This window comes from Roseitalea sp. MMSF_3546, from assembly GCF_030732865.1.
In the GTDB taxonomy this organism is placed as follows: Bacteria; Pseudomonadota; Alphaproteobacteria; order Rhizobiales; family Rhizobiaceae; genus Roseitalea.
Map to the genome: position 1 here is coordinate 1 of NZ_JASHKB010000041.1, position 21,100 is coordinate 21,100.

The following is a 21,100-nucleotide window of genomic DNA, read 5'->3' on the forward strand; positions in this document are numbered from 1 at the left end:
GTGGCGAGCATCGCCCGGACCGCGACAGGGATGCGGTTGCCGGCGAAGCGGTGCGGGCCACCGAGATCGGCGTGACGGGCGTGCCTTGCTTCATCGTCGACCGCAAGCTGGCGGTATCGGGGGCACAGGCGCCCGAAACGCTGGTCATGGCGATCCGCCAGGCGGCATCGGAAGGGTTGCCGAACTAGCCGGACGCTTGGCCGCACCGGAATTTGCGGCATCCGGCTCTGGATCATCCCCGCGCGCGCTCGAGCGTCATGCCCGCGCAGGCTCGAGCCCCGCACCCTCGTGCGTCATCCCGGCACGTGTTGCCGGGATCAAGCGGCACTGGATACGCGGATCAAGCCCCAAAATCGTGTTCGAGGGGGCGACGTGAGAAGGGGGATGGCGCCCGTGCGGCGATGGGGCCCTTGACGGCCCGCGCCCGGTCAGTGCGCCAGGATATCGCGCACCTGATAGCGCTTGTTGTCGGCGTTCCAGTCGAAGATGTCGCCCACCTGCGGATGCCGGATCGGCTCGCCCGTTTCGTCGGGCAGAAGGTTCTGCTCGGAGACATAGGCGACATATTCGGTCTCCTCGTTCTCGGCGAGCAGGTGATAGAAGGGCTGGTCCTTGCGCGGACGGATCTCGGCGGGGATGGCCTCGTACCATTCCTCGGTGTTGTCGAATTCGGGATCGATGTCGAAGATCACTCCGCGAAACGGGAACATGCGATGCTGGACGACATCGCCAATCCCGAACTTGGCCGTGACCATTTTGCTGGCAGTGTGTCTCATGGCCATAAAATGATGCGCTCGGCCTTTTCTTTCAAGAGCTTGACTCGATCCGGGGCTTGACCGGCGCGGGCGCGGCCCGGTATCGCGGCCGGCACGTTGGGGCCGCCCCGCAAGCGGTGGACGGAGCGAACATGGCAAGCGTCATCGGGCTGGTTCTGCCGTTCTTCGGCCTGATCGCGCTGGGTTTTGCCGCGGCCCGCATCACGCGCCAGCCCATCGAGGCGCTGGGCTGGATGAACACCTTCGTCATCTATGTCGCCCTGCCGGCGCTGTTCTTCAATCTTCTGGCGCAAACGCCGGTGGAGGAACTGACCCGCTGGCGTTTCATCGCCGCCACCACCTTGTCCACTTTCGCCATCTTCGCGCTGATGTTCGTCATCGCGATCCTTCGCACCGGCGGCCGGATCGCCGAGTCCACCGTAATGGGGCTGGCCGCCGCCTATGGCAATATCGGCTATATGGGCCCGGGCCTGGCGCTGCTCGCCTTCGGCGAGGCGGCGGTGGTACCGGTGGCGCTGATCTTCTGCTTCGACAACACGCTGCACTTCATCATCGCGCCGCTGATGATGGCGCTGTCGGACCAGGGCGCGGACCGGCCGCCGGCCTACCGGCTGGCGCTCGATGTCGTCCGGCGCATCGTGTTCCATCCGTTCATCCTGGCCACGATCGTCGGCATCGGCGCGGCGGTGTTCGGCCTGCGGCCGCCGGCGCCGGTGCAGACGCTGCTCGACTATCTGGCCGGTGCGGCGGCGCCATGCGCGCTGTTCGCCATGGGCGTCACGCTGGCCCTGCGTCCGCTCAGGCGCGTGCCGGTCGAAACGGTGTTCATCGTGCCGATCAAGCTGATCGTGCAGCCGCTGCTGGCCTATGTGCTGGTATCGTATGTGGGCGACTTTCCGCCGGTCTGGGTGTATTCGGCGATGCTGCTGGCGGCGCTGCCGAGCGCCACCAATGTCTACGTCATCGCCCAGCAATACGGCGTTTGGGTCGAACGCGCTTCGGCCATGGTGCTGCTGACCACCGTCGGCTCGGTCGCAACGGTCACGGCGCTGCTCTACCTGATGACCAACGCTATCCTGCCGCCTGACCTTTTCTGAGATTGCGCGGGTCGAGCGCGGCCATCGCCGCCTTGACGCTGGCCCCGGGCTCCACTCCCTCGCGCATCATGATGCCGCGCAACGGGCCAAAGTTCTTCAACAGGCCGAGCCCGGCCGCGCGGCCCATCTGGATGGGCACGAAATCGGTGAGCAGCGAGCGGTTGAGCAGGTCGACCGCGCCGGTGCGCGTATAGACATCGGCGCGCCGGCGCCAATCGTAGCTGCGGGTGATGCGCGGCGCGCCCGGATCGGCGCCGGCGCCGGCGAGCACGGCCGCCAGGTCGGCGACGTCGCGGAAGCCCAGATTGAGCCCCTGTGCGCCGATCGGCGGGAAGGCATGGGCCGCCTGGCCGATCAGCATCACCCGCCTGGCGCCGAAGCGATGGGCGACAAGGCTCGACAGCGGCCAGGTCTGCGGCTCGGTGACGCCCGACACCTTGCCCAGCGTGAAGTGCAGGTTCTCCTCGATGGCCATCGCCAGCGCCCGAGGCGCCATGGCGAGCGTGTCGTGCACCCTTTCGGGCCGCATCACCCAGACAAGGCTCGACCGGTTGCCGGGCAGGGGCACCTGGGTGAACGGGCCCTGTTCGGTGTGGTATTCGGTCGAGATGTCGCCATGGGGGCGCTCGTGATCGAAGGCGAGGACGATGGCCGTCTGCGGATAGGCCCATTTGCGCGCGCCGATGCTGGCCGCCTGGCGAACGAGCGAATTGACCCCGTCGGCGCCGATGACGAGCCTGGCCTCGAACGTTTCGCCATTGGACAGCGTGGCAAAGGCGGCATCGTCGTTCAAGGCAATCGCCGAGACCATCGCCTCGACGACGGCAATGCGCGGGTTGTCTTGCACCGCCTTTTCGAGCGCGGCGTTGAGCGCGCGATTGGGGATGTTGTAGCCGAATGCGTCGAGATCGGCCTCGCTGGCGCGGAAGCTGACCGTGGGCGCGCGGAACAGCCGGCCGGTTGCATCGACGATGCGCAACACCTTGAGCGGCGCCGACGGCTCGGCGCAATCGGGCCAGACGCCGTAGTTCTCGAGCATGGCGATGCCCGGGCGCATCAGCGCAGTGGTGCGCGCGTCATCGTCCAGATGCGTGCCGGACGGGGCCGCGAGCACGGTGTCGTAGCCGCAGGCGGCCGCCTCGAGCGCCGCCGCCATGCCCGTCGGGCCCGCGCCCGCCACCACGATGTCGCATGTCCTGGTCATCGCAACCTCCTCGGCTAGCTCCAAATTCCCTTTAACCGGGATTTGGCGCGGCCGGCAGGCGATGTCCACCGGCCAAATGCCGCAATCGGTGTGGAGGAGCGCATGCGCCGGACCGATTGCCCATTGCGCAATGCGAGGCCGGGCGCCTAATCTTTCCCGGTTGCGTTTGACACCGGGCCGACATGAAGACGGACGTCTCCCAAAGCGCCGCCCCGCCGCCGCTGCTGGCCGTTGACGGGCTGACGAAGTCCTTCGGCACGCTCAAGGCCAATGACGCGGTCGATTTCGACATCGTCGAGGGCGAGATCCACGCCCTTCTGGGCGAGAACGGGGCCGGCAAGTCGACGTTGGTCAAGATGCTGTTCGGCTCGCTCTCGCCCGATGCGGGGCGAATCCTGTGGCGCGGCCGGCCGGTGAAGATCGCCGAGCCCTCGACCGCAAGAAAGCTCGGAATCGGTATGGTCTTCCAGCACTTTTCGCTGTTCGACTCGCTGACGGTGGCCGAGAACATCGCGCTTTCGCTGGAGGCGGGCACGCCGCTTTCCACGGTCGCCGACGAGGCGCGGCGGCTGGGCGAGGCGTATGGGCTGACGCTCAACCCGCACGCCATGGCGGGCGATCTGTCGGTCGGCGAGCGCCAGCGCGTGGAGATCATTCGCTGCCTGCTGCAAGAGCCCAGCCTGATCATCCTGGACGAGCCGACCTCGGTGCTGACGCCGCAGGAGGCCGAGCGGCTTTTCGAGACGCTGGAGACGCTGAAGGGCGAGGGCAAGGCGATCCTTTACATCTCGCACCGGCTCGAGGAGGTCAAACGCATGTGCGACCGCGCTACCGTGTTGCGGCACGGCCAGGTGGTCGCCCATTGCGATCCGCGCGCGGAGACCGCGGCCAGCCTTGCGGCGATGATGGTCGGCGCCGAGGTCGAGGCGGTGCGCCGCAGCCCGGCCGATCACGAAGCCGCCGGCCGGAGCCGCACGGCGGTACTCTGCGTCAGCGCGCTCGACCAGAAGCCGCTCGGCCCGTTCTCGACGGCGCTGCGCGGCATCCAGTTGGAAGTGCATGCGGGCGAAGTGTTCGGCATTGCCGGGGTCGCCGGCAACGGGCAGTCCGAACTGTTCGAGGCGCTGTCTGGCGAGCAACTGCAACACGATCCCGATGCGGTGATCATCGACGGCACGCCGGCCGGCCGGCTCGGCCCGAACGGGCGGCGGCGGCTGGGCGCGGCGTTCGCGCCCGAGGAGCGCTTTGGCCATGCGGCGGTCGCCGCGATGCCGCTGACCGACAACATCCTTCTCAGTCGCCACGCTTCGGACGCCAGCGCCTATCTGTCCGGCGGGCGCTTTGCCGTTCTGCGGCACTCGGCGCTCGGCCGCACGCTCGGCCGCGTGGTCAAGGCGATGGATGTGCGCAAGTCTGGCGAAAACCCCGATGCGGCGACGCTGTCGGGCGGCAATCTGCAAAAGCTGATCCTGGGCCGCGAATTCGACCGCCAGCCGGTAGTCTTCGTCGTCAACCAACCGACCTGGGGCGTCGATGCGGGGGCTGCGGCGCGCATCCGCCAGACGCTTCTGGATGCCGCCAATGCCGGTGCCGGCGCACTCGTCATCAGCCAGGATCTCGACGAACTGCTCGAGATCTGCGACCGCATTGCCGTGATCGCCGATGGCGAGATGTCCGAGCCGCTCGACGCGCGCACCGTCACGCGCGAACAGCTCGGCCTTCTGATGGGCGGCGCCGAGCCCGAAAAGCACCATGGGGTCGCCGCATGATGCGCGTCGAACTGGTGCGCCGGTCGCAGCATTCGGCGCTGTTCAGCGCCGTCTCGCCGCTGATCGCGCTCGCCATCACCGCGCTGATCGGCGCGATCATGTTCGCCGCGCTCGGCAAGTCGCCCGTGGCCGCGCTCCATGCCTATTTCATCGAGCCGCTGACCGAGATCTGGTCGATCCACGAACTCCTGATCAAGGCGACGCCGCTGATCCTGATCGCGGTGGGGCTTTCGATCTGCTTCTTGTCGAACAACTGGAACATCGGCGCCGAGGGCCAGTTCGTGATGGGCGCCATCGCCGGATCTGTGCTGCCGGTCCTGTATCCGGGTCTGACCGGACCGCTCGTCCTGCCGGTGATGCTGGTGATGGGGCTTGCGGGCGGGGCCGCCTGGGCGACGATCCCGGCCTTTCTGAAGGCGCGCTTCGGCACCAACGAAATCCTGTCCTCGCTGATGCTCGTCTATGTGGCGCAGCTGTTCCTGGACTGGCTGGTGCGCGGGCCGTGGCGCAATCCGGAAGGCTTCAACTTCCCCGAAACGCGCTCGTTTCACGCCGATGCGATCCTGCCGGAGATGTTCTCGGCCTCGGGCCGGGCGCATTATGGCTTCGTCTTTGCCATCCTGGCGGCGCTCGTCGTCTGGTTCGTGCTGTCGCGCACGCTCAAGGGCTACGAGATCCGCGTTCTCGGCGAGAGCCCGCGCGCCGGCCGCTTTGCCGGCTTTTCGGCGCGGCGCATGGTGTTCTTCGCCTTCATCGTTTCGGGCGCGCTGGCCGGGCTCGCCGGCATCGTCGAGGTCTCCGGCGCGATCGGCCAGCTTCGGCCGACGATCTCGCCGGGCTATGGCTTCACGGCCATCATCGTGGCGTTTCTGGGCCGGCTCAATCCGTTGGGCATCGTCGCCGCCGGGCTGATCCTGGCGCTGTCCTATCTGGGCGGCGAGGCGGCGCAGATTTCGCTGGGCGTTTCCGACAAGGTGGCGAACGTGTTCCAGGGCGTGCTGCTGTTCTCGGTGCTCGCCGCCGACACGCTCATCCGTTACCGGGTGCGCATCGTCCGGCCCGCGCCGGCGCGGCTGGAGCCGGCGCAATGAGCCCGGAGATCATCCAGGCGATCGTGCTGACCACGGCGACGGCGGCGACGCCGCTGCTGATCGCCGCGCTGGGGGAACTGGTCGTCGAGCGCTCGGGCGTGCTCAATCTGGGCGTGGAGGGCATGATGATCATCGGCGCGGTGACCGGCTTCGGCGCCGCGCAGCTCTTCGGCTCGCCCTGGATGGGCGTTTTCGCGGCGATCGTGTGCGGGGCGCTGTTCTCGCTGCTGTTTGCGTTCCTGACGCTCTCGCTGGCCACCAATCAGGTCGCCACCGGCCTGTCGCTGACATTGCTCGGCCTGGGCGTTGCCGGCATGGCGGGCGAGCAGTTCGTCGGCCTGCCGGGCATCAAGCTGCAGCCGATCGCGGTGCCCGGCCTGTCCGAACTGCCGGTGATCGGTCCGCTCCTGTTCGCCCAGGATCCGATCTTCTACATGTCGATCCTGCTCGCCATCGGCGTATGGTGGTTCATCTTCCGCACAAGGGCCGGGCTGACCCTGCGGGCGGTGGGCGACAATCACGGCTCGGCCCATGCGCTGGGCATCAACGTGCTGCGCATGCGCTATCTGGCGGTGATGTTCGGCGGCGCCTGCGCCGGGCTCGCCGGGGCGCATCTGTCGCTGGTCTACACGCCGCAATGGGTGGAGAACATGACCGCCGGGCGCGGCTGGATCGCACTGGCGCTGGTCGTCTTCGCCTCCTGGCTGCCCTGGCGCGTCGTGGTGGGCGCGTATCTGTTCGGCGCGGTCACCATCGCCCAGTTCCATGCCCAGGCGCAGGGCGTGGCCATCCCCTCGCAGTTCCTGTCGGCGCTGCCCTATCTGGCGACGATCGTCGTTCTTGTCTTGATTTCATCGAACAGACGGATGACCATGCGCAACACACCGGCGTCGCTGGGAAAACCGTTCGTCCCCGAGCGCTGAAAAAAGAGCCATTCACGGCCGGGATACGCGAGGTTGTGGTTCCACAGCCTCGGCAACACCACGAGTATTGGGAAGGTGATCATGAAACATATCGCAAAACTCACCCTGGCCGCTTTCGGCGCACTGGCGGCGACCGGCGCCGCGCAGGCGGCCGATGCCAAGGCCTGCTGGATCTATGTCGGCCCGATCGGCGACTATGGCTGGTCCTACCAGCACCATCAGGGCCTGCTGGCGGTCGAGGAAGCCTATGGCGACCGCGTCGAGACCGCCTATCTGGAAAGCGTCTCGGAAGGCGCCGATGCCGAGCGGGCGATCGAGCGCTTCGCGCGTTCCGGCTGCGACATCGTCTTCACGACGTCGTTCGGCTTCATGGACGCGACCAACAAGATCGCGGCGCGCTTTCCCGACGTCAAGTTCGAGCACGCCACCGGCTACAAGCGCGAGACGCCGAACGTCGCCACCTTCAATTCGAAGTTCTATCAGGGCCGCTACATTCTCGGCCAGATCGCCGCAAGCGTCTCCGAGGAAGGGGTGGCCGGCTATATCGGCTCGTTCCCCATCCCCGAGGTGGTGCGCGGGATCAATTCGTTCATGCTCGGAGCGCAGTCCGTCGATCCCGATTTCGAGGTCAAGATCGTCTGGGTGAACACCTGGTTCGATCCGGGCCGGGAGTCCGACGCGGCCAAGGCGCTGGTCGACCAGGGCGTCGACATCCTCGTCCAGCACACCGATTCCACCGCGCCCATGCAGGTCGGCGAGGAACGCGGCATCATGGCGTTCGGTCAGGCTTCGGACATGTTCGCCTTCGGGCCGAACACCCAGCTCACCTCGATCGTCGATGACTGGGCATCCTACTATATCGAACGCGTCGGCGCGGTGCTCGACGGAACCTGGGAGCAGGTCGATGTCTGGGGCGGCCTCGCCGACGGGCACGTCGTCATGGCGCCCTACTGGAACATGCCCTATGAGGTCGCGGCCATGGCCAACGAGACCGAAAAGCGCATCATGGTGGGCGATTTCGAGCCGTTCACCGGCCCGATCAACAGGCAGGACGGCACCGAGTGGCTCGCCGAAGGCGAGACCGCGACCGAGGGCGAATTGCTCGGCATGAACTTCTATATCGAGGGCATCGACGACCAGCTTCCAGAATAGTCGGCCGGTTGCCCCGCTATCGGCAAAGGCGCCTTCGGGCGCCTTTTCCAGTTTGCGCACCTGGTTGAAAAGCGCATTTTCATCAATGCCTTAACGTCGCGCTAACCGTCGTTTCAAGCGTTCGCATTTGCAACCGCGATCTTTGGCGATTGTTCACCAAGGCGCGTGCACGGTTGCACCCGGTAGCGGGAACTGCGCTTGGGGACGACGGGCGGCGATGAACAGGCGATATCTGACCATGGGTGCACTGGCGCTCGTCTTCGGCGGGCTGTCGGTGTTTGCGGCCGATTACTGGCTGCGCCAGAACGTGCGCACCGTGGTCGAGACCGTGCCGGCGCCCGAGCCGATCGTCCCGGCGGTCGAATTCGGCACCATCGTGGTCGCTTCCGAGCCGCTGCGCTACGGCGCCGAACTGGCGCCGCACATGCTGCGCGAGATCCCCTGGCCGACCGACGCCGTGCCGCGCGGCGCCTTCGAGACCATCGACGCGCTGATGGCAGAGGGCCCGCGCGCCGCGCTCGAGGCGATCGAACTCAACGAGCCGATTCTGACCGCCAAGATCACCGGCCCCGACGGGCGGCCGACGCTGTCCAACCGGCTGGCGCCCGGCAAGCGGGCGGTCACCATCGCCGTCAACAAGGTGACGGGCGTTGCCGGCTTCGTCGTGCCGGGCGACCGTGTCGACATCATCCTGACCCAGCAATTCGGCGGCGCCGAGGCGAGCGCCGCACCGACGCCCGGGCCGGCCGGGCCGGCCGGCGAGCCCGGCCGCAGCTTTGCCTCCGATGACGGGCGGCGCATCAGCGCGGTCACGGTTCTGGAGAACGTCAAGGTGCTGTCGGTCGACCAGATCGCCGACGAGCGGCGCGCCGAGCCGGTGGTCGTCGCCTCGGTGACGCTGGAACTGGCGCCCGTCGAAGCGCGCACGCTGTCGGCGGCGCAGTCGGCGGGGGTCCTGTCGCTGCATCTGCGCAAGGCCGGCGAGGGGAGCGATGCGGTGGGCGTGCTGCCGCAATTCGGCATCGACGAGATGGTGACCTCGGCCTATGCGCCCGACACCGCACCCAAGCCAAGGCTCGCCACGGTCACGGTTCGCCATGGCGACACCGCCCAGACATTCACCGTGCCAGACGAAAGGGCCGGACAATGAAAACGCCAATGACGAAACTGGCCGCCGCGATCGCGCTGGGCGTTGCCGTTCTTGCCGCGCCGATGCCGGCAAAGGCCGATGGCGAGGTGGTCTCGATCAGCGGGCTGCGCACCAAGCTGGTGACAGCCGAAAAGGGCAAGCCGCTGACGATCCGCACCAATCGGCCCTATTACGAGATCGTGGTCGGCGATCCCGACATCGCCACCGTGCAGCCGCTGACGAACCAGTCCTTTTACGTGCTCGGCCACGCGGCCGGCACGACCGGCATCGCCTTTTTCGACGAGAGCCAGCGCGTGGTCGGTTCGATCGATCTGGAGGTCAGCGTCGATACGACCCGTCTGAAGTCCTCGATCCGCGAGAACGTGCCCGACGCCGATATCCGCGTGAAGACGACCAATGGCCGGATCGTGCTGTCGGGCTCGGCGCCCGACCAGGTCTCGGCCGACATGGCCAACACGATCGCGGCGCGTTTTGCCGGCGACGAGGAGGTGATCAGTTCGGTCGAGGTGACCTCCTCGCAGCAGGTCCAGCTCAATGTCCGCTTCGTCGAGGTCAACCGCAATGCCGGCCAGGAGCTGGGCGTGCGCTTCCAGAATGTCGGCTATCGCGATCCCGCGCCGGTGATCGGCCCGGACGGGCCGGAATACGCCACGCCCGACAGCAACATCTTCGTGCAGCTGATCAGCGGCGGGCTCAATGTCGACCTTGCGATCGACGCGATGGAGAAGCGCGGCCTCGCCCGCCGGCTGGCCGAGCCCAACCTCGTCACGCGGTCGGGACAGAAGGCCAATTTCCTCGCCGGAGGCGAGTTTCCGATCGCCGTTTCGGACGGCGAGGGCGGGGTGACGGTCGAATACAAGAAATTCGGCATCGGGCTGGAATTCACGCCGACCGTGCTCAAGAAGGGGCTGATCAGCCTGGACATCGCGCCGGAGGTCTCCTCGATCGATCAGGGCATGTCCGTCAACGGCTTTCCGGTGCTGCTGGTGCGGCGCGCGCAGACCTCGGTCGACCTGAAATCGGGGCAGAGCTTCATGATCGCCGGGCTGTTCCAGTCCGAAAACGATCGCGGGCTGGAAGGGCTGCCGGGCGCCTCGCGCCTGCCGATCATCGGCGCGCTGTTCTCCTCGCGCGATTTCCAGCGCCGCGAGACCGACCTGGTCATGATCGTCACGCCGCATCTCGTGCGGCCGATCGAACCGGGCACGCCGACGCGGACCCCGCTCGACGGCACGCGCGCGGCGACCACGGCCGAAAACCTGGTGCTCGGCGTCGACGAGGTGCAGACCTCGGCGACCGGGGCCGGCGAGCCCATTGCGCGGCCGCCGCGCACGACCGGCCATATCCTGACGCTCGATGTCGATGGCGGGGAGGGCTGAGCCATGCGTCATGCATTCGCCATATGCGCGGGATTGCCGCTGCTGCTTGCGCTTTCGGCCTGCAATACGACCGAAGACCCGGCGCTGGAGGGCATGGTGCTGGCCGGCGGGGACGCCATCGCCCACAACAGCGCGCTGCAGATCATCGACCCCTGGCCGGCCGGCGTTCAGGACACCGAGCTGCGCGTGCCTGCCGCGCGTGGCGGTGCGGCCGATGACGCACCCGCCCAGGCACCGCCCGCCGTCGTGCCGGCGCCGATCATCGACGACTGACCCACACCGGGCGGGGACAAACGCAAGACCGACATGACCGACAAGACCAGCACACACAGCATCGTTCTCATCTCGCCGGACCGGCACTTCGTCGCCGAGACCCGGTCGGCCTTCTTCGCGCTGGATCACATTGCGCTGGAGACGATCGAAAAGCCGCTCATGGAGATGCCGGCGGGCGCCGCAGCCCAGGAGGCGGGCGTGGTCATCGTCGATCTCGACGACGCGCCGATGGAAGCGCTCGAGGCGCTTGGCCGGCTCAAGCGTCAGCTTGGCGCACGGGTTCCGATCGTCGTGGCGGTGCGCGAGGTGGATCCGGGCCTGGCGCGCATCCTGGTGCAGATGCAGATCGCGGACCTTCTGACCAAGCCGACGAAGACGGCCGATCTGGTGCGCTCGTGCATGCGCGCGCTCAAGGGCATGGCCAGCGAGGCGGGCGACGAAGCCGAAATCTTCGCCTTCATGCCGGCGGCGGGCGGCGTCGGCAACACGATCCTGGCGCTGCAGACGGCCTTCATCCTGCACAATTCGGCGACCGGGCCGGCTTCGACCTGCGTGGTCGATCTTAACTTCCAGTTCGGCTCATGCGCCGAATATCTGGACATCGAGCCGGCCTTCAAGGTGGCCGAGATCGGCGCATCGGTCGAGCGGCTCGACCGGCAGTTGCTCGATGCGCTGCTTTCGCGCCACAATAGCGGGCTCGCCGTGCTCGCCGCGCCGAACGATCCGGCCGAGCAGTCGACCTTCGATCCCGATGTGGTCACCCGCGTGCTCGACCTGGTGTCGGCCTATTTCAACCATGTCGTCATCGACATGCCGCGCATCTGGTTTCCCTGGACCGAGACGGTGCTGCGCGGGGCCAACCACGTCTTTCTGACCGCCGAATTGACCGTGCCGTGCATGCGCCACACCCAGCGCCTGCTCAAGGCGATCGACATCCAGACCGAGTCCACGGTCAAGCCGGGCGTGATCATCAATCGCTGCGATCCCAGGGCGCGCGAGCCGGGCATTCGCGATTCGGATGTGCGCGACCTGCTCGGCGACAAGCTCGCCGGCTGCATTTCCAACAATTACCGGCTGGTGCGCTCGGCCGTCGATCGGGGCGTGCCCATCCACGACATCGATCCGGACGCCAACGTGCTGCGCGATCTCAGGCGCGTGATCCAGCCGCAGGAGGCCGCGCTCGAAGCACGCCGCGGCGGCCGGGGACTGTTCGGCCTGTCGGCTCTGCCCTTCCGGCGCGCGGGCTGAGGGAAAGACGATCATGGCCAATCGTTTCACCCTGCATGCGCGCAAACCGGCTCCGGCGGCGATCGGACAGGGCGCTGCGGCCGACGAGGCGGTGCGAATCCCCAATATCCGCCCGCAAAAGCCAAAGCCGGCGCCGGCAAGGCCCGCCGAGGCCAGCCATGACCGCACGCTCGACGCGCGCGTACGCATCCATCAGCGCTTTCTCGACGAGATCAATCTGGTCGCGCTCGAATCGCTGCCGCCCGAGCGCATGCGCGAGGAGGTGCACGGGTTCGTCGACGAGCATGTGCGCAACGAGCGCATTCCGCTCAACGCCAACGAGGTGGAAGCGCTGGTCGACGAGATCCTGGACGAACTGATCGGCCTTGGCCCGCTCGAGCCGCTGCTCAAGGACCCAACCGTCAACGACATCCTGATCAACGGGCACCGGAACTGTTTCGTCGAACGACGCGGCAAGCTCGTCCAGGAACACATTCCGTTCAAGGACGAGGCGCATCTGCTGCGCGTGATCAACAAGATCGTCGCCGCCGTCGGCCGGCGGATCGACGAATCCTCGCCCATGTGCGACGCGCGCATGCTGGACGGTTCGCGCTTCAACGCCGCGATCCGCCCGGTCGGCGTCGACGGGCCGCTGGTCTCGATCCGCAAGTTCTCCAAGAACAAGCTCGAACTGCACAAGCTGGTCGAGTTCGGGGCGCTGACAAAGCCGATGGCCGAAGTGCTGGCCGCGGCCGTCTATGCGCGCATCACCACGATCATCTCGGGCGGCACCGGTACCGGCAAGACGACCATGCTGAACGCGCTTTCGGCCTTCATCTCCGAGGACGAGCGGCTGATCACCATCGAGGACGCGGCCGAACTGCAACTGCAGCAGCCGCACGTGGCGCGCATGGAGACGCGGCCGGCCAATGCGGAGGGATCGGGCGAGATCCGCCAGCGCGACCTGGTCAAGAACGCACTGCGCATGCGCCCGGACCGGGTGATCCTGGGCGAATGCCGCGGCGAGGAGGCCTTCGACATGCTGCAGGCCATGAACACCGGCCACGAAGGCTCGATGGCCACCATCCACGCCAACACGCCGCGCGATGCGATCGCGCGGCTCGAGCAGATGCTCGGCATGACCGGCATGCCGATGACGGTGGCCTCGATCCGCAGTCAGATCGCGAGCGCCATCGGGCTGATCGTCCAGCTGACGCGGCTTTCGGACGGCCAGCGCAAGGTCACCTCGGTCGCCGAGGTCACCGGCATGGAGGGCGATGTCATCCAGATGCAGGAGATCTTCACCTTCCGCCGCACCGGCATGGACGCCGATGGCCGGATCCTGGGCCATTTCGAGGCGACGGGCATCAGGCCGCGCTTCCTTGAGGAACTGATCGCAACCGGCGTCGAGTTCCCCGGCGACTATTTCGACCCCGCATTCCGGCCCGAGGGCTGACGGGAGGGGCGATGGAAGCGGAACTGTCGCGCTATGCGGTCTATGTGTTCGCGGCGATCGCCGGCGTCATCCTGGCCGAGACCGCCTATCTTCTGATGTCGGCCAGTTCGGGCTCGCGCAGGGCCGTCAACCGCCGCATGCGCCTGACCGAGAAGACCGCCAGCCAGAAGGACGTGCTCTACCAGCTGCGCAAGGAGCGCGGGCTGGATGGAGCATCGCGCGACACCTCGCTGACCAAGGTGCTGCACCGCATGCGTCTTCAGGCGGCGATGAAGATGCCGCTGGCGCAGTTCGCCTCGGTCACCACGCTCGCCAGCTTGCTGATCGGGGTGACGGCGGGTCTTTATTTCAACGTGCTGGCGGCCGGGTTGCTGGGCGCTGCGGTGCTGATGATCGTCATGCCGATCGTGATCCTGCGCATGCGCCGAAGCGCGCGGCACAAGGCGTTCGGCGCGCAATTGCCCGAGGCGCTCGATCTGATCACGCGCGGGCTCAAGGCAGGCCATCCAGTGCCGATCGCGATCGCCATGGTGGCGCGCGAAATGCCCGATCCGATCGGCACCGAATTCGGGATCATGTCCGACGAGGTGACCTATGGCGCCGATTTCGTCATCGCGCTCGAAGCGCTGTTCGAACGGGTCGGCCATGAAGACCTGCCGCTGTTCGTCACGGCGGTGAAGATCCAGTCGACCACCGGCGGAAACCTGCGCGAGATCCTGGACGGGCTGTCCCACGTCATCCGCGAACGCGCCAAGCTGCGCCGCAAGATCAAGGCAATCTCCATCGAAGGGCGCATGTCCGCCTACATCCTGACCGCCGTGCCGGTGTTCCTGATCGCAGCGCTCAATGTCCTGGTGCCCGACTACTATGGCGATGTGATCGACAATCCGCTGACCTGGTATCTGGGTGCGGGGGCGGGCTTCTGGCTCCTGGTCGGCAATGTGATCCTGTTCAAGCTGGCCGCGATCAAGCCGTGAGGGGCGCGTGATGGATACGGTGACGATCTACGGCGCGGCCCTTGTCATGTTCGCCGCCCTGATGGGCGCCTATGTCGTCGGCGAGCGGCTGGTGCGCGAACGCCACGACCGCAGCGGGCTCAAGCGGCGGCTGGTGATCGATGCCCCCGAAAGGACGTCGCCGACCGCGGCAGTCGAGCGCAAGCAGGCGGCCGAGATCGCCGGTACGGCGGCGCGGCGCGCGGCCGATTTCTACGCATCGAGCGATCCCGAAAACGTCATGCGCCTGCGCCAGATGCTCATTCGCGCCGGCTACATGAACCCCGATGCGGTTGGAAAGTACTTCCTGGCGCGGCTGGCCGGGGTCGTGGCGGGCCTGGTTCTGGGCGGGCTCGGCATCTTTGTTGCCGGACTGCCGCCATTTTCCCTCAATGCGGTGCTGATCGCCGGCATGCTCCTGATCGGCGGCTATCTGGCGCCGACGCTCGTGGTCATGCGCCGGACCGCGCAGATGGCGCTGGAATATCGCACGGGCTTTCCCGACTTCATGGATCTGATGATCGTGTGCGCCGATGCCGGGCTCAGCCTTGAAGCGTCCATCGAGCGTGTGTCGCGCGAGATCGCGACGACCTATCCCTCGCTGAGCCGCAATCTGGTGCTGGTCTCGCTGGAGCTGCGCGCGGGCCGGCCGATCGAGGACGCGCTCAAGGCGCTCAGCGACCGGCTGGCGCTCGACGAGGTGCGCGCCTTTGCCATGCTGCTCAAGCAGTCCAAGGAACTGGGCACATCGCTGTCGGGCACGCTGAAGGTGTTCTCGGACGAAATGCGCCACAAGCGCATGTCCAAGGCCGAGGAGAAGGCGCATGCGCTGCCCGCCAAGATGACCATACCCGTCACCATGTGCATCCTGCCCGTGGTGCTGCTGATGGCGATCATTCCGACCATCGTGCGCTTTGCGGGCTGATAATCGACGGGCTCGGGGCGAAGGGCTCGCTTGCGTTAACCGCGATTGCAAACGGCGATTTTACCGGCCTGTGCCAAAATCGGCCCAACGATCCGGAAAACCGGACGATAGCAGGGGTGGCTGACATGACAATGCGCGCAAACCGTGCGCTGGCGCTTGGTGCCATGGCTCTGGTGCTGGCCGGTTGCCAGTCCATGGCCAAGATCGACACGACCGGCAAGGCTTTCGACACACAGGCCGGCACGCCGGCCGAACAGCGCCTGACAATGGCGACCGCGCAGTATGAGGCGGGCAATTACGGGCTGGCCGAAAGGCATTTTCGCCTCGCCGTGGAATCGCGGCCCGAGAACGGCACCGCCTGGCTCGGCCTTGCGGCGGCCTATGACCGGCTCGGCCGGTTCGATCACGCAGACCGCGCCTATGCCGAAGTGCTGCGGCTGGAAGGGCGCAAGGCATCGATCCTGAACAATCAGGGCTATTCGATGATCCTGCGCGGCGAACTGGAGCGTGCGCGCACGCTGCTGTCCGAGGCGCGGGCACTGGCGCCCGGCAACGCGATCATCGAAGGCAACTGGAAGCTCGCCCACGCCGAAGGGTGAGCGGCGCGCTTCACTGGGCGCGCTCTACTCGGCGGGCTGAGCGAGCATCGGCGCGCCGCGCTCGGCCGCCGCCCGCCGGGCCAGCAGTGCGAACCATGCAATGAGCAGGATCGGCATGACCGCAATGCCCGCCGCCATCATCGCGAGAAGCGCCATGGGCGCCAGGAACAGCACCGCCATCATCGTCTTCTCATAGGGCAGGAAGCCGGCCCGCAGCCCGCGCGCGGCGACGAACGCCAGCGCCGGCGCCAGAAGATAAAGATCGTAGTTCAGGCCGAAGGGCGTCGCCAGCAGCGCGCCGGTCAGCAGCAGTGCACTGCGGGTTTGATGGGTGACGCCCGATCGGGGCAACCAGGCCCAGACGATCGTCGCGGCCACCGCCAGCGCGACCGCCAGATGCACCGTCATCGCCGCGCCGTCGCCAAGGCCCGCGACGCGCAGCGCCGCATAGGTCGAGATCATCTTGTACCAGTCGACCAGGCCGAACTGCATTGTCTGCATGGCGTGTTCGCTCTGGGCCAGGAAGGCCAGCCATGTCGATGCGCCGAACAGGCCAAGCGAGGCGGCAATCAGCGCCAGCAGGGTCGCGCCGGCGGCGGCGATGGCGCGCCACTGCCCTGCCGCCACAAGCGCGAGCGGGATCAGCAGGCCAAGCTGCGGCTTGAACGTCAGCAGGCCGAAAAGAATGCCGGCCAGCACCGGCCGGCGCGGCAGCAGATAGAGCCCGCCGCCGAACAGCGCCGCGCTCAGAAACGCGTTCTGGCCATGGGCGAGGGTCAGGAAGGCGGCCGGAAAGGCGAGCGCGAGGATAACCGTCCGCCGCCCGTGGCCGGCGATCGCGACGAGCATCGACGCTGCGGCGGCGAAGCTGACCCCCATCCACAATCCGAGCGCACCATAATAGGGCAGGGCGCCCAATGGCAGCATGTAGGCCAGATAGTGTGGCGGGTAGAAGAAGGCGAAATAGCCGCTTTGCGGGAAATGGGCGGCCTGGGCCGGCTCGAACAGGGCGCGGTCATAGGGCAGGTGCGGCGCGCCGGCCAACGCTTGGCGCGCGGCGACCCAGTAGGAGACGAAGTCAGAACCGAAGGGCGCGCCATTGGGCAGCAGGCCGCCATTGCTCGCCAGCACGTAGCCGGTCGTCGCCACGATCAGCGTCAGCATCAGCAGCGGGTAGACGACAAGTCGCTGCCGGGTGATCCAGTCTCCGCTTGCCATCACCGCTCGCGCATCGGCGGCTGTCTTGCCCATCGCATTCGACCCATCTGTTTCCGATCGCCGTGCTGCGGGCTTACCGCGCCTTGCTGAATGGGCGGTTAAACGGGCGGCTGACCTGCGGGGAATGCTTGCGCCGCCTTGCCCGTGTGATAATTGAAAACCGTTCGGGGAGGGAGGGCGACATGGCAGACAGCCGCTATGGTGTGAAGCGGCCGACCGAGCGCGACATCATCGAACCAGGGTTCGCAACCCCCTGGGACGCGCCGATGATTCCGCCCTTTCCCTTCCGGTTTCGCAATGCGCGCATCCTGACCGTCTACTACCGGACCGACGCGGAAGCGGCGCGCTTCCTGCTGCCGCCGCCGCTGGTCTCGACCGGCGACGTGGTCGCCATCCACATCTACGACATGACGGACCCGGACCGGCTGGGCCCCTATGGCGAGGCCAATGTCATGGTCGGCGCGCAATTGCCCGGCGGGCCGGCGGGGGCCTATTCGCCCTATCTGTTCCTGAGTTCGGACATCGGCGTCGCCCATGGCCGGGAAATCCACGGTCAGCCCAAGAAGCTGGCCGAACCGCGCCTTGAGTTTCGCGGCGACCTGATCGTCGGCACCGTGGCGCGCAACGGCATCGATGTGATCACCGCGACACTGCCCTACAAGTTCGCACCGGCCGAGCCGGGCGATGTGGCGGCGCATTTCGATTTCGCCACCAACATCAATCTCAAGGCCATCGACCACATCGACGGGCGCGCGGCGATCCGCCAACTCTCCTCGCGCAAGCTCACCGGCGTGACCGTCCATGAATGCTGGTCCGGCCCGTGCACGGTGGACCTGCGACCGAACGCCCAGGCGCCGGTGTTCCGGCTGCCCGTGCGCGAGCCGTTGACGGGCTATTTCTGGCGTGCCGACTTCACTCTGGTCGCCGGTGAGATCATCCATGACTATCTCGCCGCGGACAATGGCTGATGCGCCGCTGCGTGGTGACCGACTACACCTTCGCCAATGTAGCGGCTGAGCGCGCGGCCGCCTTTGAAAACGGCGCCACCTTCGAGGCCCATCGAACCGTGCCCGCCGGCGATGTCGCCCGGCTGGTGCGCGACGCCGATGTGGCGGTGGTGCAGGATGCGCCGGTCGACGCCGAGGCGATCGCGGCGCTGGCGCCGGGGGCGACCGTGCTGCGCTACGGGTCGGATGTCGACACGATCGATATCGAAGCGGCGCATGCGGCGGGCGTGAAGGTCGGCTACGCTCCCGATTACTGCGTCGAGGAGATGGCCGAGCACACGGTGGCCTCGCTGCTGACGCTGCTCCGCAAGCTGCCCGGGCTCGACCGTTCGGTGCGCTCGGGCGCCTGGGACGCGGTGGCGGTCGCACGGCCGATAAGGCCGTTCGCCGAGACGACGGTCGGCTTTTTCGGATTCGGCCGGATCGGTCGGGCGGTCTGGGGCAAGCTCAGGGGGCTGGGGTTTTCGGCAATCGTCGCGGATCCGGCGCTCGGACCGGTGGAGGCCAATGCGCACGGTGTCGACCGCGCCGAGGCGGCGACCGTTTTCGCCGAAGCCGACGCGGTGACGCTGCATGCCGCCGTGACCGAGGACACCGCCGGCTATGTCAATGCCGACCGGCTCGCCTCGATGCGCAGCCATGCGGTGATCGTCAACACCGCTGCGGGCGCGCTGGTCGTCGAAGAGGATCTGGCGGCCGCGCTCTATGCCGGCACGATCGCCGGGGCTGCGCTGGACAGCTTCGTCAAGGAACCGTTGCCGGTCGGATCGCCCTTGCTTCAGGCGGCCAATTGCCTGATCACCCCCAATGCGGCCTGGTATTCCGATACGGCGATCGCGCGCCTGCAGGCAATGGTGGCCGAGGACATTGGCCGGGCACTCAACGGTGAGCCGCCGCGCTGTCCGGTTCGGTTTGTGAACAACGAGGAGACTGCATCTTGAAACTGCTGCGATATGGCGAACCCGGCGCGGAAAAGCCCGGACTACTGGACGATGACGGGACGATCCGCGACCTGTCGGGCGAGATCGACGACATCGCCGGCGACGTGCTGACGCCCCAGGGGCTGTCGCGGCTCGCCGGGCTCGATGCGGCCAGCCTGCCGGCGGTTGCGGGCGAGCCGCGCATCGGCCCCTGTGTCGGCCATGTCGGCAAGTTCATCTGCATCGGGCTGAACTATTCCGACCACGCCGCCGAGACCGGCATGGAGGTGCCCAAGGAGCCGATCCTGTTCTTCAAGGCGACATCGGCGATCTGCGGTCCCAATGACCAGGTGCTGATCCCGCGCAACTCGGTCAAGACCGACTGGGAGGTGGAACTGGGCGTGGTCATCGGCCGGCCGGCGCGCTATGTCGAGGCCGCCGACGCGCTCGACCATGTGGCCGGCTATTGCGTGATCAACGATGTCTCCGAGCGCGACTTCCAGATCAATCGCGGCGGGCAGTGGGTCAAGGGCAAGTCGGCCGACACGTTCGGGCCGATCGGGCCATGGCTCGTCACGCGCGACGAGGTGGCCGATCCGCAGAACCTTGCCATGTGGCTGGAGGTCGATGGCCACCGCTATCAGGACGGCTCGACGAAGACGATGGTGTTCGGCGTGGCCGAACTGGTCAGCCATATCAGCCAGTTCATGTCGCTGCAGCCGGGCGATGTGATCTCGACCGGCACGCCGCCGGGCGTGGGCATGGGCCAGAACCCGCAAGTGTTCCTGAAGGCCGGCCAGACCATGCGCCTTGGCATCGAGGGGCTCGGCGAGCAGACCCAGACGGTCGGCCAGGCCTGAGGGCGACGTCCCGCCGGCGGCCGGTCGCCGGCGGGCCTGACGGACAAGGAAGGAGACGGCAATGACCCATTACGCCTGGGTGCTGGAGGTTCGGCCCGGCTACGAGGAGGAATACAAGAAGCGCCATGACGAGATCTGGCCGGAAATGCTCGAGGCGCTGCGCGCGGCGGGCATCCGCAACTACAACATCTTCCGGCACGGGCTGACGCTGTTCGGCTATTTCGAGACCGACGATCTGCAAGCGAGCCAGAAGGCGCTCGCCGCCCATCCGGTCAACGCCAAATGGGGCGAATATATGGGGCCGATCATGAAGGTGGAGGTCGACCCGTCGACCAGCTTCCCCTATCTGCTGCCGCTGCAGTTCCACATGGATTGAGGCGGCGCGCGGGCCGGCGCGCTGCCCGGTACTGCCGGGTTGGCGGTTCTTTTCCTCTCCCCGGCGGGGAGAGGGATACGAGGCTTGGTCGGCATGGCCGGCCTTAGCCGCAGTCGGGTGAGGGGGCTATGGTGCGCCCTGCGTGACCGCTTGCGTTTTCGTCGCCGTGCCCCCTCACCGGTCTCGGCGCTTGTGCGCCTCGCCCACCTCTCCCCGCCGGGGAGAGGAACGAGCGGGCGGGCACTGGCGCCCCGTCATCTTCCGCTGGCTGACCGCCGACAAAGGCGCATAAACCACCGCCGTCATCCTTGGGCCTGACCCAAGGATCCATTCCGTTCCGGCCGTGAAATGCACCGGCACCGACGGACGCGGCCCGTTCTTCACCGGCGGGCGGGTGCCGCCACCATCACAGAATGGATCCTCGGCTCGGGGCCGAGGATGACGGAGAAGGGGGGCGGACGACCCCCAACCTCCCCCTTGAGGGGAGGTCGGCGATTGGCGCGCGAAGCGCGGCAGAGCCGGGTGGGGGTTGTGTGCGGCCGTAGCGTTCGACTGTTACCCCCACCCGCTCAACCGTCGCTTCGCTTGGTTTCGCGTGCCTCCCCTCAAGGGGGAGGCGGGGTGGCTAGAGCGGTTTTCGATCAGTCTGGTTCGTAACCGGATGATTTGAAGTAGTTTGCGCATTCTTCTGGTTCGAAGATGT

The 21,100-nt window shown here is 67.1% G+C and carries 21 protein-coding genes; 18 read left to right on the forward strand and 3 right to left on the reverse strand.

The window, feature by feature from the left end:
- The coding region (locus tag RBB34_RS18895; protein WP_306120795.1) for a DsbA family protein at positions 1–188 on the forward strand (188 nt) is incomplete at its 5' end.
- Between the two features lie 240 nt (positions 189–428).
- Here the strand turns inward: RBB34_RS18895 and hspQ are convergent.
- Entirely contained in the window at positions 429–755 is a 327-nt protein-coding gene (hspQ, locus tag RBB34_RS18900) for a heat shock protein HspQ (RefSeq protein WP_306120796.1), read from the reverse strand.
- A gap of 152 nt (positions 756–907) precedes the next feature.
- Here hspQ and RBB34_RS18905 point away from each other — a divergent pair, with 152 nt between their 5' ends.
- Positions 908–1,873, forward strand: coding sequence for an AEC family transporter (locus tag RBB34_RS18905; protein ID WP_306120797.1), 966 nt, complete (start codon positions 908–910; stop codon positions 1,871–1,873).
- Here RBB34_RS18905 and RBB34_RS18910 read toward each other — a convergent pair.
- Complete coding sequence (locus tag RBB34_RS18910) at positions 1,848–3,077, reverse strand: UbiH/UbiF family hydroxylase (protein ID WP_306120798.1); 1,230 nt, start codon at positions 3,075–3,077, stop codon at positions 1,848–1,850. The genes RBB34_RS18905 and RBB34_RS18910 overlap by 26 nt on opposite strands.
- 182 nt (positions 3,078–3,259) lie before the next feature.
- On the opposite strand from RBB34_RS18910, the gene RBB34_RS18915 reads away from it, so the two are divergent.
- The 12 genes from RBB34_RS18915 (at position 3,260) to RBB34_RS18970 (ending at position 16,016) form a co-directional block, all read left to right on the forward strand.
- On the forward strand, positions 3,260–4,846 hold the full coding sequence (locus tag RBB34_RS18915) for an ABC transporter ATP-binding protein (protein ID WP_306120799.1): 1,587 nt from the start codon (positions 3,260–3,262) through the stop codon (positions 4,844–4,846).
- A complete protein-coding gene (locus RBB34_RS18920; protein ID WP_306120800.1) occupies positions 4,843–5,937 on the forward strand; it encodes an ABC transporter permease in 1,095 nt (364 codons plus the stop codon). The genes RBB34_RS18915 and RBB34_RS18920 overlap by 4 nt, the downstream gene beginning before the upstream one ends.
- On the forward strand, positions 5,934–6,860 hold the full coding sequence (locus RBB34_RS18925) for an ABC transporter permease (RefSeq protein ID WP_306120801.1): 927 nt from the start codon (positions 5,934–5,936) through the stop codon (positions 6,858–6,860). The genes RBB34_RS18920 and RBB34_RS18925 overlap by 4 nt, the downstream gene beginning before the upstream one ends.
- An 81-nt stretch (positions 6,861–6,941) precedes the next feature.
- Complete coding sequence (locus RBB34_RS18930; protein WP_306120802.1) at positions 6,942–8,012, forward strand: BMP family ABC transporter substrate-binding protein; 1,071 nt, start codon at positions 6,942–6,944, stop codon at positions 8,010–8,012.
- A gap of 217 nt (positions 8,013–8,229) precedes the next feature.
- Positions 8,230–9,162, forward strand: coding sequence for a Flp pilus assembly protein CpaB (cpaB, locus tag RBB34_RS18935; RefSeq protein ID WP_306120803.1), 933 nt, complete (start codon positions 8,230–8,232; stop codon positions 9,160–9,162).
- A gap of 8 nt (positions 9,163–9,170) precedes the next feature.
- Positions 9,171–10,541: a type II and III secretion system protein family protein gene (locus tag RBB34_RS18940; protein WP_306120804.1), complete on the forward strand. Its 1,371-nt coding sequence runs from the start codon at positions 9,171–9,173 to the stop codon at positions 10,539–10,541.
- Positions 10,542–10,544: 3 nt separating this feature from the next.
- A complete protein-coding gene (locus tag RBB34_RS18945) occupies positions 10,545–10,814 on the forward strand; it encodes a hypothetical protein (RefSeq protein ID WP_306120805.1) in 270 nt (89 codons plus the stop codon).
- Positions 10,815–10,847: 33 nt separating this feature from the next.
- On the forward strand, positions 10,848–12,062 hold the full coding sequence (locus tag RBB34_RS18950; RefSeq protein ID WP_306120806.1) for a response regulator receiver protein: 1,215 nt from the start codon (positions 10,848–10,850) through the stop codon (positions 12,060–12,062).
- A gap of 13 nt (positions 12,063–12,075) precedes the next feature.
- Complete coding sequence (locus RBB34_RS18955) at positions 12,076–13,497, forward strand: CpaF family protein (protein ID WP_306120807.1); 1,422 nt, start codon at positions 12,076–12,078, stop codon at positions 13,495–13,497.
- An 11-nt stretch (positions 13,498–13,508) separates the two neighbouring features.
- Positions 13,509–14,474 (forward strand): type II secretion system F family protein, encoded by a 966-nt coding sequence (locus RBB34_RS18960; protein ID WP_306120808.1) that lies wholly within the window; start codon positions 13,509–13,511, stop codon positions 14,472–14,474.
- Between the two features lie 10 nt (positions 14,475–14,484).
- Positions 14,485–15,417 carry a type II secretion system F family protein gene (locus tag RBB34_RS18965; protein WP_306120809.1) on the forward strand — a complete coding sequence of 311 codons (933 nt, stop codon included), beginning with the start codon at positions 14,485–14,487 and terminating at the stop codon, positions 15,415–15,417.
- A 125-nt stretch (positions 15,418–15,542) separates the two neighbouring features.
- Positions 15,543–16,016, forward strand: coding sequence for a tetratricopeptide repeat protein (locus RBB34_RS18970; RefSeq protein WP_306120810.1), 474 nt, complete (start codon positions 15,543–15,545; stop codon positions 16,014–16,016).
- 24 nt (positions 16,017–16,040) lie between these two features.
- On the opposite strand, the gene RBB34_RS18975 is transcribed toward RBB34_RS18970, so the two are convergent.
- A complete protein-coding gene (locus RBB34_RS18975; RefSeq protein WP_306120811.1) occupies positions 16,041–17,267 on the reverse strand; it encodes a glycosyltransferase family 87 protein in 1,227 nt (408 codons plus the stop codon).
- 149 nt (positions 17,268–17,416) lie between these two features.
- On the opposite strand from RBB34_RS18975, the gene RBB34_RS18980 reads away from it, so the two are divergent.
- The 4 genes from RBB34_RS18980 (at position 17,417) to RBB34_RS18995 (ending at position 20,397) form a co-directional block, all read left to right on the forward strand.
- A complete protein-coding gene (locus RBB34_RS18980) occupies positions 17,417–18,202 on the forward strand; it encodes an acetoacetate decarboxylase (protein ID WP_306120812.1) in 786 nt (261 codons plus the stop codon).
- The gene (locus RBB34_RS18985; RefSeq protein ID WP_306120813.1) at positions 18,202–19,182 is read left to right on the forward strand and encodes a C-terminal binding protein; all 981 of its coding nucleotides are present in this window, start codon (positions 18,202–18,204) and stop codon (positions 19,180–19,182) included. Before RBB34_RS18980 ends, RBB34_RS18985 begins: the two co-directional genes overlap by 1 nt.
- Complete coding sequence (locus tag RBB34_RS18990; protein WP_306120814.1) at positions 19,179–20,021, forward strand: ureidoglycolate lyase; 843 nt, start codon at positions 19,179–19,181, stop codon at positions 20,019–20,021. The genes RBB34_RS18985 and RBB34_RS18990 overlap by 4 nt, the downstream gene beginning before the upstream one ends.
- 61 nt (positions 20,022–20,082) lie before the next feature.
- The gene (locus RBB34_RS18995; protein WP_306120815.1) at positions 20,083–20,397 is read left to right on the forward strand and encodes an L-rhamnose mutarotase; all 315 of its coding nucleotides are present in this window, start codon (positions 20,083–20,085) and stop codon (positions 20,395–20,397) included.
- The last annotated feature ends 703 nt before the right edge of the window (positions 20,398–21,100 follow it).